Below are 14,706 nucleotides of genomic sequence, written 5' to 3'. Positions count from 1 at the left end.
AAACCAACCCGAAGTGTCACCGATGTCCTGATGCAGAACTGTCACCGATGTCCTGAGACATAACACACCACCGGTTGTCGAGCGAGCGAAGCGAGTCGAGATGACCGGCCGCAGGCCCGCCGACCGCGCCCTGTAATTGCCGTTGCGAGTGTGGTCGACGGTCGGTGCAACGACTCCCGGCCCTTTCCCGAACGGAGCTCGTGCAGACGCCACGCACTACACCGCGAAGCGGAGAACAGAACGCGGGCGAGAGATCAGGCATGTGCGATCCACTACCCGCGAAGCCGGAAAGGGAACCGACATATATCCCTGTGCGAGCGCGGCGAGCGTGGAGCGCAGCGACTGCCGACCACCTCGAGAAGGTGACGTCCGTCAAGGGATGGAGCGCAGCGACAGCCCGCGATCATGAGTGCCGGCGCGAAGCGTTGGCACGAGTGATCGCGCACGCACGATGCACTACCCGCGAAGCGGAGGAAAGAACGCGGGTGAAGGATCGCGCACGTACGATGCACTACCCGCGAAGCGGACAAGAGAACGCGGGTGAAGGATCGCGCACGCACGATCCACTACCCCGCGAAGCGGAGAGAAGAACGCGCGGGCTATGCCTCGGCGGCTTCCTGTGCCTCGTACGGGTCCCGCCAGCTCCGCTCGCCCACCGGCCAGCCGGCGTCGATGAGCGCGCGGCGCGCGAGCTCGCGGCCCGAGTAGAACAGCCGGACTCCCTGCACCTCGCGGTGGTCCTGGTGGCCGGGGCCGAACCACATGATGGCGTCGCCGGGACCGACGAGGCCGACGGCGTCGACGATCGCCTTCTCGGGTGGGACGACCTCGTAGGCCTCGTCCTCCGACTTCAGCGACCAGGCGCCCTCGAGCAGCATCCGGCGCACGACGGCCGGGTCCTCCCAGCGCGGGTTGTGGTCGGTGATGATGACCACGTCGCCGTACTGGGCGGCGGCCTTGCCCATCGCGAAGCGCTTGGTGGTGTCGCGGCTGCCGTCGGCGCCCATCATCACGACGAGCTTGCCGGTCGTGACGCGGCGCACCGCCTCGAGCGTCTTCTCGATGCCGACGGGGGTGTGGCCGAAGTCGACGTAGACGGCGGGGCCGTCTCCCTCGCCGTGGATGCGCTCGGCGCGGCCGGGCAGGTGCGCCCTGATGGCGCCGTCCTTCTCGATCGCGCCGGTGATCCGCTCCCACGAGTAGCCGGCCTCGAGCAGCATCACGATCGCCATGCCCGCGTTCGCGGCCATGTGCGGGCCGATCACGGGCACGAACGTGGTGAACGTGCGGCCGTCCTTGTTGTTCGCGAGCGTGAAGCCGGTGCCGTCGAGGGTCTCCTCGTGCACGGTGACGGTCCACTCCGCGGTCGCGGCGAGATCCTGATCCACGGCGATCGCGGGCGTCGCGATCGTGACGACGGGCACCTCGGCGCGCTCGACGACGGTGGCGCCCGCGGGCGTGTCGAGCGAGACCACCGAGCGGCGCGCGCGATCCGGGCGGAACAGGGGCAGCTTCGCCTCGAGGTACTCCTCCATGCCGGAGAAGTCGTCCATGTGGTCGTGGCTGAGGTTGGTGAACGCGCTCACGTCGAAGACGATGGCGTCGACGCGGTGCCGCATGATCGCCTGGACGCTGACCTCGATCGCGGCGGCCTCCACGTGGCGCTCGCGCATCACGGCGAGGAGGGCGTGCATCTCATAGGCCTCGGGCGTGGTCAGGCGCGCCTGGACCGATTCGCCGGCGATGGTGCGCAGCGCCGACGACGAGATGCCCGCCACAACGCCCATCTGCGTCAGGATGCCGTCGAGGATGTGCGTGATGCTCGTCTTGCCGTCGGTGCCGGTGGTGCCGAGCAGGATGGGCAGGTCGTGGTCGGTCCCGAAGGCCCATTTCGACAGCTCGCCGAGCATGCCGCGCGGATCGTCGACGATCACGATGGGCAGGCCGGCGGGCTCGGCGATGTCCGCACCGGCCGCGTCGGTGACGATCGCCACCGCTCCGGCGTCGGCCGCGGCCTGGGCGAATTCCGCTCCGTGGCGGTTGCGCCCGTTGATGGCGACGAACACCTCGCCGGGGTGGAGGTCGCTGGTTGCGAGGGTGACGCCGCGCACCTCGACGCCCTCGAGCGAGCCGCGGCTGTCGCGCCCGAAGCGCTCGGCGAGCTCGGACAGAGTCCGCTTCGGCGGGTTCTCCGGACGCAGGACCGGCGGGATGTTCGAGGCAGGCTTCGTCATGGCCCGACCAGTTTCTCACGCCGGGCGGCACCGCCCCAGCGGCACCCCGTGACGGGGTGACGCCGGGGCGGGTGTGCGTCAGCTGCGGCGCGAGGTGCGGCGCAGCGCGAGCACCGCCACGACGAGGGCGGCGAGGCCCGCGGCGAGCCCGGCGCCGCCGAGCGCGAGGGGCAGCGGGTCGGCCGCCGGCTCCGTCTCGGCAGACGCCTCGGGGGCAGCGGCCGCCTCCGCGTCGTGTCCCGCTGCCGCGACGCCGAGCGTCACGGTCGGCGCGGGGTGGTCGACGCTGTGCGGGTCCTCGCCCTCGGCCACGAGCTCGGACCACGAGGTGGAGCCCTCGGCGCAGACCTGCTCGACCGGGAAGGCCAGGGTGTCCGCGACGTCCTCGGCGTACTTCACGCTGAGCTCGATCGTCGCGCGGCGGTCGTCCGCCACCGGCTCGTCGGCGGTGTAGGTCACCTGCGACACGAGCCCGTTCTGCTCGTCGCGCTGGACGTCGATGCTCCAGCCGGGCTCGATCGTCGGGGTGACCGAGTCGAGGCCGTCGGGCATGTCGATCTGCAGCGCCGTCGTGGGGGAGCCGTCGCAGCCGTGGCCGAACGCGAACGTCAGCACGTCGTAGCCGCCGGCGACCGGGGCATCCGGTGTGACGGTGACGTGCGCGCTGGCGGCGAGCGGGGCGGCGAGGACGAGGCCGGCGGCGAGGGTGAAGCCGGCGGCGATGCGGGTGCGGGTGGTGGTCATGGTGATGTCTCCTGGATCGGATGCGAGCGTGCGCGACGGACGCGCGCGCCGGCGGTGCGGACTGCGCTCGCGAAGAGGTGGGGAATCGCATGCGCCGATCACCGCGCGCCCAAGGGGCGTGCGGGTGTCAGGCGCGGAGCGACGCCGGCGGTCCGCGCCAGGAGACGGAGAGGAGGAGCCGGGGCGCGGACGGGCGCACCGGCGAGGCGAAGGCGGCCGGCGGATCCGGGATGAGCGCGGGCCGGGGAGCCTCGGCGCGACGGAGCACCCGCAGGGTCTCGCGGGCGATCGCATGCACCACCCGTTCGCCGCGCCACAGCAGTGCGATCGTCAGCACGGCGGCGATCGCGTGCGCCACGTACATGCCGACGCCCTCCGGTGCGGCCGCGGTCACCTGCAGCATCGTCGGGTCGACGGCGCCGTGGGCGTGCGCGTGTGCCGTGGCGGGGGACATCCCGACGCCCGTCGGCGACCCCAGCAGCTGGAACGCGCCGTGGAAGGCGACCTGGCTGACGATCACCGCGGCGGCGAGGCGGACGAGACTCGGTCGCGGCCCCGCCAGAGAACCGGCGACCGGAGTGAGCAGGGCCATCATCAGCCCGATGAGCAGCGGCGCGGGCGCGGGCGCACCGGCGATCGTGTGCGAGGTTGCGGCGAGGAGCGTGGCGACCGCGGCGGCGACGGCGCCGCGGAGGACGCGCTGCTGCCGGGTTGTCACATCCTCGAATCTACCCGGCGCGGTCCGGGCGCCCGCCCGTGCGGCGGTCGGACCGTTCTCAAAGCAAGCCGGCAGTACCGTTGACGCGTGGCTGTCCTCGCGTTCGTGATCGGTGTGCTCGTTGTGGTGATCGGGCTGGCCGTGTCGATCGCCCTGCACGAGATCGGTCATCTGGTGCCGGCCAAGCGCTTCGGCGTGCAGACGAGCCGGTACATGGTCGGCCTCGGACCGGTCGTCTGGTCGAAGCAGATCGGCGAGACCGAGTACGGCGTCAAGCTGCTTCCCATCGGCGGCTACATCTCGATGGCGGGCATGTACGCTCCGGTGCGCAAGAAGACCCGCGCCCGCGGCGTGCTGGCGACCCTCGTGCAGGATGCGCGAGACGCGAACCACGAGACCCTCGTCGGCGTCGACGACTCCCGGGCGTTCTACCGGCTCCCCGTGTGGAAGCGGATCGTCGTGATGCTGGGCGGCCCGTTCATGAACCTGCTGCTCGCCCTCATCCTGTTCACCGTCCTCTATTCGGGCATCGGGATGAACCAGACGACGACCACGATCGACGCGGTCAGCGAGTGCGTGGTGCCCGCCGGCTCGGCCGCCACGGAGTGCGGCGAGGACGATCCGCCCGCGCCGGCATACGCGGCGGGCCTGCGGCCGGGTGACCGGCTGCTCTCGGTCGGCGGCACGGACATCGCCACGTTCGCCGAGGCGTCGAAGATCATCCAGGCGAACCCCGGCGAGCCGCTGTCGCTCGAGGTGATGCGCGACGGTGCCGAGGTGGACCTGACGATCACGCCCGTGCTCGCCGAGCGCGAGCTCGCCGGCGAGGACGGCACCGTCACCACGCAGGAGGTCGGCTTCGCGGGCATGACCTCGGCCGTCGAGCGCGTGCAGCAGCCGATCTGGACCGGCGCCGAGGCGACCATCGACGGGCTCGGCCGCGTGGCGGGCATCATCCTGCAGCTCCCGGTGCGCCTCTGGGACACCGCCGTCGACCTGTTCACGGGCCAGGAGCGCGACCCTGACGGCCCGCTGAGCGTGGTCGGGGTCGGCCGGCTCGCGGGCGAGGTGGCCGCGGCGGAGGCGCCCATCCTGGATCGCGTGTCGGCGATGGTGGGCCTTCTGGCCTCGGTCAACATCGCCCTGTTTGTGTTCAACCTCATCCCGCTGCTGCCGCTCGACGGCGGCCACGTCGCGATCGCGCTGTGGGACGGGATCAAGCGCGCCTGGGCGCGTCTGCGCGGCGCCCCCGAGCCCGCGCCCGCCGACGCGACGCGTTTTGTGCCGGTGGCGCTGCTGGTCGTTGTGCTGATGATCGGCATGGGGGCGCTGCTGTTCGCCGCCGACATCTTCAACCCGATCAGCATCGCCGGCTGATGCGGGGGAGGGGCCTCGGGTACCTCGCGCTCGTCGGCGCGACCCTCGCGTGGGCGGGCAACTACCTGCTCGGCGTGATCGCCGTCGGCGAGACGGATCCGGTCAGCCTCACCTGGCTGCGCTGGGCGCTCGCCGTGGTGCCGCTGTTTGTGATCGCTCAGTTGATCGAGCGCCCCCGGTGGCGCGACGTGCTGCGGCAGTGGCCGAGGCTGCTGCTGCTCGGTCTGATCGGCGTCGCGGGGTACAACCTGCTGCTCTACGCCGCGCTCGGCACGGAGACGCCGTTCCAGCTGTCGCTGATCAACGCCTTCAACCCCGCGCTCATCGCGATCGCGGCTGTGCTGTTCCTCGGGGCGCGGCTCGGATGGCGCGGCGTCGCCGGCATCCTGCTCGCCTTCGCGGGCGTGTTCTGGATCATCTCCGGCGGCCGGCCGCTGACGATCCTGGAGCATCCGCCGAAGATCGGCAGCCTCGTGATGGTCGGCGCGATCGTCGCGTGGACCGCCTACACGATCATCGGCCGGACCGGCCCGCGGCTTCCGCCCATCTCTGCGGTCGCCGTCCAGGGGGCGTTCGTGGTGGCCGCGCTGACGCCGGTCGTGCTGGTGCAGGGGCTGCGGCTGCCGGAGACCGCCGCGGGCGGCTGGTCGCTCGCGTACATCGCGGTGTTCCCCTCGATCGCGTCGTACGTGCTGTGGAACTACGCGCTGCAGCGCGTGCCGCCGGCGCAGGCCGGGGTCTCGCTGAACCTCATCACGGTGTTCACCGCCATCGCCACGGTGCTGCTGGGAGTGGCGGTCACGGTGCCGCAGGTGGTCGGCGGCGTGCTCGTGCTCGCCGGGGTCGTGCTGGCACAGGAAACGCCCCGGGAGCGCACCCGCCCGGTCGTCGAGCGGGGTGACGCCCGCGCCGGCTAGAGCGAGAGCGCGTGCAGCACGAGCCGCTCGAGCGTGCGCATCCCGTCGCGCGACAGGATCGACTCGAGGTGCCCCTGCACCGACGCGAACCCGCGGCCGCGCAGGGCGTAGACGTCTCCCGTGGCGGGCTCGGCCGACACCTCGACGACCCCCACCTTCCCGCAGCGGGTCTCGCTCGGCGTGAGCTTCGAGACCCCGGGCATCACCCGCGCCGTGAAGGTGTTGTAGAACCCGATCGACGCCGGCTCGCCGAACACGTCGACGGTCTTCTGCAGCCCCTGGTGGGGGCTCGCGAGCGGCGCGAGGGAGATCCCGATGCGGTCCGCGAGGATCTGGTGGCTCAGGCACACCGCGAGCAGCGGTCTTCCGGCGTCGAGGCGGCGCTGAACGAGGTCGCGCATCCGGGCGATGCGCCGGCTGGCGACGTCGCGCGGGTCGCCGGGGCCGGGGCCCGAGACGACGAGCTCGGCGGCGTCGACCTCCGCGTCGGTCACGTCGGACCAGTGCGCGATGCGCACGTCGAGGCCGAGGTGGCGAAGCTGGTGCGCGAGCATCGTGGTGAAGCGGTCCTCGGCGTCGACCACGAGTGCCGATCGGCCGGAGAGCGGGCCAGGCTCCGCCCCCTGCGGCTCGAGCCAGAACGGCGCGAGGCGCGCGTTGCGCGAGGCGAGCAGATCCGCGATCCGCGGGTCCTCCGCGAGCGGTCGCCTGACGGGCGTCGGCTGATCCGGATCCGGTGCCGGGACGTCGCGGGGGACGGCCCCGATCGCGCCGAGCACGCCGGCGGCCTTGCCGTGGGTCTCGGACACCTCGCCGTCGGGGTTGGAGTGCCGCACGAGCGTCGCGCCGGCGGGCACGCGGAGGCGCCCGTCGACGAGGTAGGCGGTGCGGATCAGGATGGGCGCGTCGAGGTCGTGCCCGCCGTCGGCGCGCGGCGTGAACAGCGCCGCGACGCCGGAGTAGTACCCGCGCGGCGTGAGCTCGTGCCGCCGGATGACCGCGCACGCGTTCTGCATGGGGGAGCCGGTCACTGTGGGGGCGAACATCGTCTCGCGCAGGATGTCGCGGGGGTCGAGCCGGCTGACGCCGCGCAGCATGTACTCCGTGTGCGTCAGCCGCGACATCTCCTTGAGGTGCGGGCCGGTGATCCGCCCGCCGTCGCTGCACACGGCGCTCATCATCTTGAGCTCCTCGTCGACCACCATGAAGAGCTCCTCGGTCTCCTTGGTGTCGGTGAGGAACGCCGCGAGCGTGTCGGCCGTGGCGCCGCCCGCGGGGTGGCGGAACGTGCCGGAGATGGGATTCATCGTGACGACGCTCGGCTCGCCGGGTGCGCCGGCGTGCGCCGTGACGTGCGCCTCGGGGCTCGCGCCGACCGCGACGTGGCCGGGCGTGACGATCGCGAATGTCCAGTACGCGCCCCGCTCGTGCTGCAGCAGCGCGCGGAACCAGGTGAGCGCCGCGACCCGCGGGTCGGCGTCGACGCCGGCGGTGTAGTCGCGCCGGATGACGAAGTTCGCGCCCTCGCCGCGGCCGATCTCGTCGGTGATGACGCGGCGCACGATCTCGGCGTACTCGTCGTCCGGGATGTCGAACCCGGCGTCCGTGAGCGGCACGGGCTCGGTCGGCAGCGCCGCCATCGCGTCGGCGAGGTCGACCCGCGCCCGGGAGTCGACGATCAGGCAGCGCAGCGGAGCGCCGTCGTCGTGCGCCTCGAAGCCGCGCTCGCGCACCTGCCGGTACGGCACCAGGGCGAGCACCTCGCGGGCAGCGCCGTCGGGGTAGTGGAGCGGGATGTCGGCGAGCAGGTCGACGTCCTGGATCGGGCCGGTCAGCACCTCGACCGATTCGACGGATCCGGATGCGCCCGCGCGCGCGATCAGCGCGAAGGACGCGGTGGGATCGTCGGCGAGACGGGCGATCAGGTCGGCGGTGGCGGGCCCGGTCATCGGGTTCTCCTCAGCGGTACGGCGGCCTGACATGCAGAAAGACCGCCTGGAGCGGCGGTCTGTTCTCGAGTTCGCGAAAGCACCGCCTTAGGAGGCGGGCCACCAGGAGGTGAGGTTCGCGGACATGCCACGAAACGTACCACAGCGCCCGGATCGGCTGCGCCCCGGTGCCCGATCTGACGGCCAGCGGATGGGGGGGCGTCGCGCGCCGCGGCGCAGCGTCCCCTTCCGTATGCGGCGCGGCGCGTTTCCGTCGCGCGTCGACCCGCCCCGCTCCGCCCCGCCTCCGCCTCATGCGGCCCGGGGCGGTGGGTTCCACATCCACCGGCGCGGCGAGTTCGGTCGCAGCTCGACCGGCGGTCCGTCGGGCGGGTGCAGCATGAACGCGCCCGCTCCGGTACGTGTGATCCGGTGCCTGCGGTGGTGGAGGTTCATGTGGTGGAACCGGCACAGCAGCACCCCGCGTCCGACATCGGTCCGCCCGCCGTGCGCTGCCCACTCGTCGATGTGGTGGGCCTCGCAGTACGAGGCGACCGTCGCGCACCCGGGCCACATGCATCCACCGTCCCGCACTGCCAGGGCGATGCGCTGCTTCGGCGTGAACAGCCGCTGCTCTCGCCCGACGTCCAGCGGGTTGCCGCACGAGTCGACGGTGACCTCAAGCACACCCGTGGTGCAGATCGCCTGCTCGATCGCGGGCGCCGGCAGCGGGTGCCCGCCGTCCTCCGTGTGCCCGACGGGTGCGTCCTTCACGACCACCACCCGCACCCCGGGCTGCCGGGTGCCGAACACCTTCTCGGCGTCCGCGACCGCCCCGGCTCGGAGCACGTCCATCATCATGTCGTAGGCGAGCTGGTCGTTCGAGCGAGGGTCATCCACCAGCGCCTTGGCCCGCTCCCGCTCGGCGGAGTCCACGAACCGGGGCCCGCCGCGCCGGGGTCGCATCGCCGCATCGATCACGGCGCGGAGGAATGCGCCGCCTTCGTCATCGCAGACCAGACTCGCCCGCTGCACCCCGTCGGCATCCGTCCACATCCGAAACGCCCGCCGCTCGAACCGCGCCAGGAACCGCTCCTCTGCCCCCTCCGGGTCCAGCTCGTCCCGCACACACTGCGCGGCCAGCCGCAGCTCCTCGACCGTCCGGTGCGGCACCTCCCGCAGCAGCTGCTCACACGCGACGCGCCACACTTCCGCGCCGTCCTCGGGCGGAACCCCCAGCCCGCGCAGGATCGCGTCCGACTGCGGCGCCGTGATCGCGCCGTCCAAGAGCGCCCGATCCAACGGGTCATGCCACGTCGCCACCGGCACGTCGGCCTCCGCGTCCGGCGCTGCCGAACCGGGCAGCCCCTCGAGAAGCACCTGCCCCAGCCGCACCTGTCGCGCGGCGTCGGCCTTCGACCCGCCCGACAGCTCCTGCACCATCTCGACCGTGTTGCGGTGCCCGCGCGACTGGGCAAGCCCGTCGTGCCCGGCCTCCCGTCGCGAGCGTGCCGCGGCCACCACCGCCACCAGGGCCTGCAGCGTCTGCCCCGCCCGCACAAGCTCCGCTGCCGCCTGCAGCACGCCGACCACGTCGTCGTCGCGCAGGGCCGAGGCCGCCTCCGCGTCGAGCCGCGAGAAGGACGTCACAGCGTCTACGCGGCCACGCAGCTCGGTGAGGAAGTCCATGCCCCCATCCTGCTCGGGGCCACCGACATTCCGTCGCGCTATCCCCAGGTCAGTAGGCAAAACCCCGGAAACGGTGGATAAGTCCCTCTGGGCCGATCCTGTGGACGACAGACCCGCCCCCGCGACCCCGATATCGGCCGCCGTCGCCACGTCCAGCCTCGCTTCATCCGCGCGGCGTAACCTTGAGGCGTGCCAGCCGTGAACCTCGGGATGCCCCGCGTCCCCGTAACGCTCGCCCCCCGTCGCAAGTCCCGCCAGATCCGGGTGGGCAAGGTGCTCGTGGGCGGCGACGCTCCCGTCAGCGTCCAGTCGATGACCACGACGCCGACGACGGACATCAACGCAACGCTGCAGCAGATCGCCGAGCTCACGGCGTCCGGCTGCGAGATCGTGCGCGTCGCGGTGCCGAGCCAGGACGACGCGGATGTGCTGCACATCATCGCGAAGAAGAGCCAGATCCCGGTCATCGCCGACATCCACTTCCAGCCGAAGTACGTCTTCCAGGCGATCGACGCCGGCTGTGCCGCGGTGCGCGTGAACCCCGGCAACATCCGCAAGTTCGACGACCAGGTCGGCGCGATCGCGCAGGCCGCGAAGGCCGCCGGCGTGTCCCTGCGGATCGGTGTGAACGCCGGATCCCTCGACCGCCGCCTGCTCGAGAAGTACGGCAAGGCGACGCCCGAGGCGCTCGTCGAGTCGGCCGTGTGGGAGGCGAGCCTGTTCGAGGAGCACGACTTCCACGACTTCAAGATCTCGGTGAAGCACAACGACCCGATCGTGATGGTCAAGGCCTACCGGCAGCTCGCCGAGCGGGGCGACTGGCCGCTTCACCTCGGCGTCACCGAGGCGGGCCCCGCCTTCCAGGGAACGATCAAGAGCGCCACCGCGTTCGGCATCCTGCTGTCCGAGGGCATCGGCGACACGATCCGCGTCTCGCTCTCGGCGCCTCCGGTCGAGGAGGTCAAGGTCGGCCACCAGATCCTGCAGTCGCTGAACCTGCGTGAGCGCAAGCTCGAGATCGTCTCGTGCCCGTCCTGCGGTCGCGCCCAGGTCGACGTCTACTCGCTCGCCGAGAACGTCACCGAGGGTCTGAAGGACGTCACCGTCCCGCTCCGCGTCGCCGTCATGGGCTGCGTCGTGAACGGCCCGGGTGAGGCGCGCGAGGCAGACCTCGGCGTCGCGAGCGGCAACGGCAAGGGCCAGATCTTCGTCAAGGGCGAGGTCATCAAGACGGTGCCCGAGGCGGAGATCGTCGAGACGCTCATCCAGGAGGCCCGCCGCATCGCCGACGAGATGGGCCCGGATGCCCAGCTCGGCACGGCGCAGGTCATCACCGCCTGACGCGCACCGCGAGACTAGGCTCCGGCCATGGTCACCATCACGGTCGAGGGGACGCACCGCCTCACCCAGCAGGCCGAGCGCGGCGCCCTCGCTCTCGACGTCGCGATCCACGGCACCGACCGCGACGACGTCGTCCGCCGCCACGCCGAGATCCACAACGAGCTCGCCGCGATCGCGCGCGAGCGCCGCGAGTCGGGCGCCATCGTCGTCTTCGAGGTCGGCAGTCCGTGGGCGTGGACCGACTCTCCCTCCGCCGGGCCGGATCAGCGGGGCGCGCCGATCCATCACCTGACGTCGACGATCACGCTCACCTTCACCAACCTCGAGGCGTTGACCGCGGATGTGTCGGCGTTCGCCACGCGGGCCGACGTGGGGGTGCAGCAGGTGCGCTGGGAGCTGTCGGACGAGAGCCGCGAGGGTCTCCTCGATGCCGCGCGCGTTCTCGCTGTGCAGGATGCCGTGCGGCGCGCGAGCTCGTACGCCGCGGCGATCCGTCCCGGTGTGCACGCGCAGCCCGAGCTGCGCGTCGTCGTCGAGCGGCAGGTGCACGGGGGAGGCCCCGGCATCCCGATGTTCGCGCGCGCGGATGCCGCCGGTGTCGCGGGTTTCACGACACCCGAGATCGAGGTCGAGGCGGCGATCGTCGCGACGTTCGAGCTCTGACTCTCCGCCTTGTCCCCGAGGTGCCGCTTCCATCCGGCACGTCGGGGTCACGGCGTCGGGTGTGTCCCCAAGTTGCCGCATCGATCCGGCACTTCGGGGTCAGACGTCAGGGAACCAGCGCTGCGACTTCGGTGAGGAACCGGTCGCCGAGGTCGTTGAGCTTCGCGACGTCGCGGATCGTCGTGAGCGGCAGGATGAACTCGTCCACGCCGGCCTCGGCGTACTCGCCCATCAACTCGACGAGCTCCCCGGCGCTGCCGCCGATCGCCGGACGGCCCTTCTCGGCCATCTCCGCGGCCCGGGCCTTGTCGTCGAAGAAGACGAGCGCCTGTGTGGTGCGCCAGAGCGATTCCGGCTCGCGCCCGGCGTCCTCGAGGGCGGCGGTGAAGATCCGGTTCTTCTGCGCGAAGACGTCCGGCGTCGACCACATGTTCCACTCGTCGGCGTAGCGCGCGACGAGCTTCGGCATGACCTTCTCGCCCTTGCCGCCGATCAGGATCGGCAGGGTCGCGTGCGGCTTCGGGTTCAGCGACGCGTGCTCGAGCCGGTAGCGCTCGCCGTCGAAGTCCGCGAACCCGCTGCCGTCGAGCGCACTGTCGCGCAGCGACGTCCACACCTGCAGGGCCTCGCGGAACCAGCGGATCCGACTCGGCACATCCCCGAACTCGAGTCCGAACGCGCGGTGCTCGTTCTCCTGCCACCCCGCACCCACACCGAGCACGAATCGCCCGTCGGAGATGTCGCTGAGCGCGGCCGCCTGCTTCGCGACGACCGCCGGATGGCGGTAGGTGTTGCCGAGCACGAGCGATCCGATCCGCACGTCCGGCACCGTCGCCGCGAGGGCGGTCAGCTGCGTCAGGCACTCGCCGCGCGCGCCGTCGTTCGGCTCGGCGGTGTTGTCCATGAAATGGTCCTCGAGCCAGAGCCCGCGCCAGCTCGCCGCCCCGGACGTGGCGCCGGCCGCGTGAGTGGCGGCGGCGCGCAGGTCGTTCCAGGGCAGGTTCGCGGGGAGCCAGAGACTGAACTTCATGTTCCCGAGCGTACCCAGCGCGGACACGGGATCAGCCGAGCGATGCAGCAGGATCCGTCGCTCGGGGGAGGCGGCGCCGCGGCCGCGTCCCTAGCGTCGAAGCAGACCGCCGAACAGAGGAGAATCCCCGTGCTCGACAGCCTGCAGTCCTTCACCGAGTCCCTTCCGCCCGCGCTGCAGTGGCTGGGGGTGATCCTGCTGGGCGCGATCCCGTTCGTCGAGTCGTACTTCGGCTCGTTCATCGGCGTTGTGGCCGGGCTGTCGCCGTGGGTGGCGGTGCCCGCCGCGATCGTCGGCAATGTGATCTCGATGCTGATCTTCGTCTTCAGCGCGCACGGCGTCCGCCACGCGGCGACGAAGAACCGCGAGGCGAAGCCGCTGTCACCCCGCCGGGCGAAGCTCAAGGAGCGGTTCGAGCGCTTCGGCGTCCCCGGAGTGAGCCTGCTGGGTCAGCTGGTGCTTCCCAGCCAGATCACCTCGGCGGCGATCGTCGGCTTCGGTGCGTCGCGCAACGCCGTGATCTTCTGGCAGGTGATCTCGATCATCCTGTGGGGGATCGTGTTCGGCGTGCTGGCGATGCTCGGCGTCGAGGCGGCCGCTCGCTTCTGATCGGCCTCAGGCGACCGCGAACGTCACGCGGCCGCCGGCGATGTCCGCCTCGGTGACGCGCACGCGGATCCGGGATCCCGGCTCGTGCGATCCGGAGACCGTCGCGGTGACGAACGGGTCGGCGAGCTGGATGCGCGAGCCGCCCTTCGTCTGCGAGACCACTACGACATCGAACTCGTCGCCGACGCGCGAGTGGAGGACGGCCGCCTCGACGCGGTCGACGGCGCCTGCCTCCAGGCGGTTGGCCAGCGACCCGGTGCGGCGCATGATGTCGGGGAGCGTGGGAAGCGCCTCCCGCGCCCAGGTGGGCGCGTCCGTGCACATGGCGAGCACGAACCGGTCGACGAGCCGACGCAGGGGAGCGGTGGTGTGCGCGTAGGGCGCGGCGATCGCCGCCTGCTCGAGCTGCGCGGGCGGCTCACCGTCGAACGCGACGTAGTCGGCGCCGCGGAACAGCCCGCTCGCGGCCTGCATGATCGCGGGCGCGGCGGGATCGGCGTGGTCCACCCGGCGCAGATACTCGCCGTACGGCATGTCCTCGGGCCAGGGGTGCCCGATCACGTCGACCCGGCGACGGAACTCCGCGATCGCCTCGGCGTCCGCCGGGGGCAGTGTGCGCAGGATGCCGGCGCCCCGCTCGAGCATGATCGCCGCGGCGGCCATTCCGGTCATCAGCGAGATCTGCGCGTTCCAGTCCTCGATGGGAAGCGTGACCCGCGCCCGCAGGTCGTAGCCGTCGGGGGTGGCGACGATCTCCTCCTCCGGCGAGTTCAGGCTGGCGCCTCCGCGCGCGGCCTCCTGGGTGATGAGCGCGGGGCCGACTTCGGCGAGGAGGGCGATCGGGGCAGGGGCCGTGCCGTCGTCGACGGCCGTCTGGGCCTCGACGTACGTCCACTGTCGGCGCGACCTCACCCAGGCGCGCACCGGCGGCCGCGCCGCTTCGTGCTGGGCGCCCTCGGCGTCGAGGGCGAACCGCCACACGTACGCCCGGCGATCCTGCTCCGCCAGCAGCGAGGCGGCGCCGTGCGAGAGCACCTTCGGATGCAGCGGCACCGAGCCGTCCGGCGCGTACAGCGTCTGCCCGCGCTCGCGGGTCTCGGCGTCGATCGCACCGCCGGGGCGCACGAAGGCCGCCAGATCGGCGATCGCATAGTGGACGACGAAACCCGATCCGCTGTGCTCGATGCACAGCGCCTGATCCAGGTCGCGCGATCCCTCGGGGTCGATCGTGTGGAACTCGAGATCGCGCAGGTCCGCGCGATCCGCATCCGATCCGTCCACGGCCTCACCGGAGGACACGACCGCCTCCGCCTCGGAGATCACGTCGGCAGGCATCTCCTCTGGCAGCTCGAGCTCCCGGCGGAGCTCCGCGAGGGACTCCGCCAGGGCGGTCTGGACGGCGGACGGCGACAGGTGCGCGTAGCGGGCCGGCATGCGGCCAGCCTATGACCGCGGC

At 71.9% G+C, this 14,706-nt stretch carries 12 protein-coding genes; 5 read left to right on the top strand and 7 right to left on the bottom strand.

Features of this window, described 5'->3' with window-relative positions; all coding sequences use genetic code 11:
* Positions 1-599 precede the first annotated feature (599 nt).
* The 3 genes from ABD161_RS06420 to ABD161_RS06410 all read right to left on the bottom strand — a co-directional run bounded on the left by ABD161_RS06420 (position 600) and on the right by ABD161_RS06410 (position 3,696).
* Complete coding sequence (locus tag ABD161_RS06420; protein ID WP_344000782.1) at positions 600-2,234, bottom strand: Mur ligase family protein; 1,635 nt, start codon at positions 2,232-2,234, stop codon at positions 600-602.
* A gap of 78 nt (positions 2,235-2,312) precedes the next feature.
* Positions 2,313-2,978 carry a YcnI family copper-binding membrane protein gene (locus tag ABD161_RS06415; RefSeq protein WP_344000780.1) on the bottom strand — a complete coding sequence of 222 codons (666 nt, stop codon included), beginning with the start codon at positions 2,976-2,978 and terminating at the stop codon, positions 2,313-2,315.
* 127 nt (positions 2,979-3,105) lie between these two features.
* Complete coding sequence (locus ABD161_RS06410) at positions 3,106-3,696, bottom strand: hypothetical protein (RefSeq protein WP_344000778.1); 591 nt, start codon at positions 3,694-3,696, stop codon at positions 3,106-3,108.
* An 87-nt stretch (positions 3,697-3,783) separates the two neighbouring features.
* Here ABD161_RS06410 and ABD161_RS06405 point away from each other — a divergent pair, with 87 nt between their 5' ends.
* Complete coding sequence (locus ABD161_RS06405; protein ID WP_344000775.1) at positions 3,784-5,073, top strand: M50 family metallopeptidase; 1,290 nt, start codon at positions 3,784-3,786, stop codon at positions 5,071-5,073.
* On the top strand, positions 5,073-5,990 hold the full coding sequence (locus tag ABD161_RS06400) for a DMT family transporter (RefSeq protein ID WP_344000773.1): 918 nt from the start codon (positions 5,073-5,075) through the stop codon (positions 5,988-5,990). Before ABD161_RS06405 ends, ABD161_RS06400 begins: the two co-directional genes overlap by 1 nt.
* Here ABD161_RS06400 and ABD161_RS06395 read toward each other — a convergent pair.
* Both ABD161_RS06395 and ABD161_RS06390 read right to left on the bottom strand, forming a co-directional pair.
* Positions 5,987-7,939: an anthranilate synthase family protein gene (locus tag ABD161_RS06395; RefSeq protein ID WP_344000771.1), complete on the bottom strand. Its 1,953-nt coding sequence runs from the start codon at positions 7,937-7,939 to the stop codon at positions 5,987-5,989. The genes ABD161_RS06400 and ABD161_RS06395 overlap by 4 nt on opposite strands.
* A 291-nt stretch (positions 7,940-8,230) precedes the next feature.
* The gene (locus tag ABD161_RS06390) at positions 8,231-9,607 is read right to left on the bottom strand and encodes an HNH endonuclease signature motif containing protein (protein ID WP_344000769.1); all 1,377 of its coding nucleotides are present in this window, start codon (positions 9,605-9,607) and stop codon (positions 8,231-8,233) included.
* 210 nt (positions 9,608-9,817) lie between these two features.
* Here ABD161_RS06390 and ispG point away from each other — a divergent pair, with 210 nt between their 5' ends.
* Together ispG and ABD161_RS06380 are read left to right on the top strand one after the other, a co-directional pair.
* The gene (gene ispG / locus ABD161_RS06385) at positions 9,818-10,948 is read left to right on the top strand and encodes a flavodoxin-dependent (E)-4-hydroxy-3-methylbut-2-enyl-diphosphate synthase (protein ID WP_344000784.1); all 1,131 of its coding nucleotides are present in this window, start codon (positions 9,818-9,820) and stop codon (positions 10,946-10,948) included.
* Between the two features lie 27 nt (positions 10,949-10,975).
* Positions 10,976-11,611 (top strand): SIMPL domain-containing protein, encoded by a 636-nt coding sequence (locus ABD161_RS06380; RefSeq protein ID WP_344000767.1) that lies wholly within the window; start codon positions 10,976-10,978, stop codon positions 11,609-11,611.
* A gap of 106 nt (positions 11,612-11,717) precedes the next feature.
* Here ABD161_RS06380 and ABD161_RS06375 read toward each other — a convergent pair whose 3' ends face one another.
* Positions 11,718-12,641 carry an LLM class flavin-dependent oxidoreductase gene (locus tag ABD161_RS06375; protein WP_344000765.1) on the bottom strand — a complete coding sequence of 308 codons (924 nt, stop codon included), beginning with the start codon at positions 12,639-12,641 and terminating at the stop codon, positions 11,718-11,720.
* Between the two features lie 129 nt (positions 12,642-12,770).
* On the opposite strand from ABD161_RS06375, the gene ABD161_RS06370 reads away from it, so the two are divergent.
* The gene (locus ABD161_RS06370) at positions 12,771-13,250 is read left to right on the top strand and encodes a hypothetical protein (RefSeq protein WP_344000763.1); all 480 of its coding nucleotides are present in this window, start codon (positions 12,771-12,773) and stop codon (positions 13,248-13,250) included.
* A gap of 6 nt (positions 13,251-13,256) precedes the next feature.
* Here ABD161_RS06370 and ABD161_RS06365 read toward each other — a convergent pair whose 3' ends face one another.
* On the bottom strand, positions 13,257-14,684 hold the full coding sequence (locus tag ABD161_RS06365; RefSeq protein ID WP_344000761.1) for an RNB domain-containing ribonuclease: 1,428 nt from the start codon (positions 14,682-14,684) through the stop codon (positions 13,257-13,259).
* Between the last annotated feature and the right edge of the window lie 22 nt (positions 14,685-14,706).

The organism is Microbacterium paludicola (assembly GCF_039529675.1).
GTDB classification, from domain to species: Bacteria; Actinomycetota; Actinomycetes; order Actinomycetales; family Microbacteriaceae; genus Microbacterium; species Microbacterium paludicola.
This window is presented reverse-complemented; position numbering and strand designations above follow the sequence as displayed.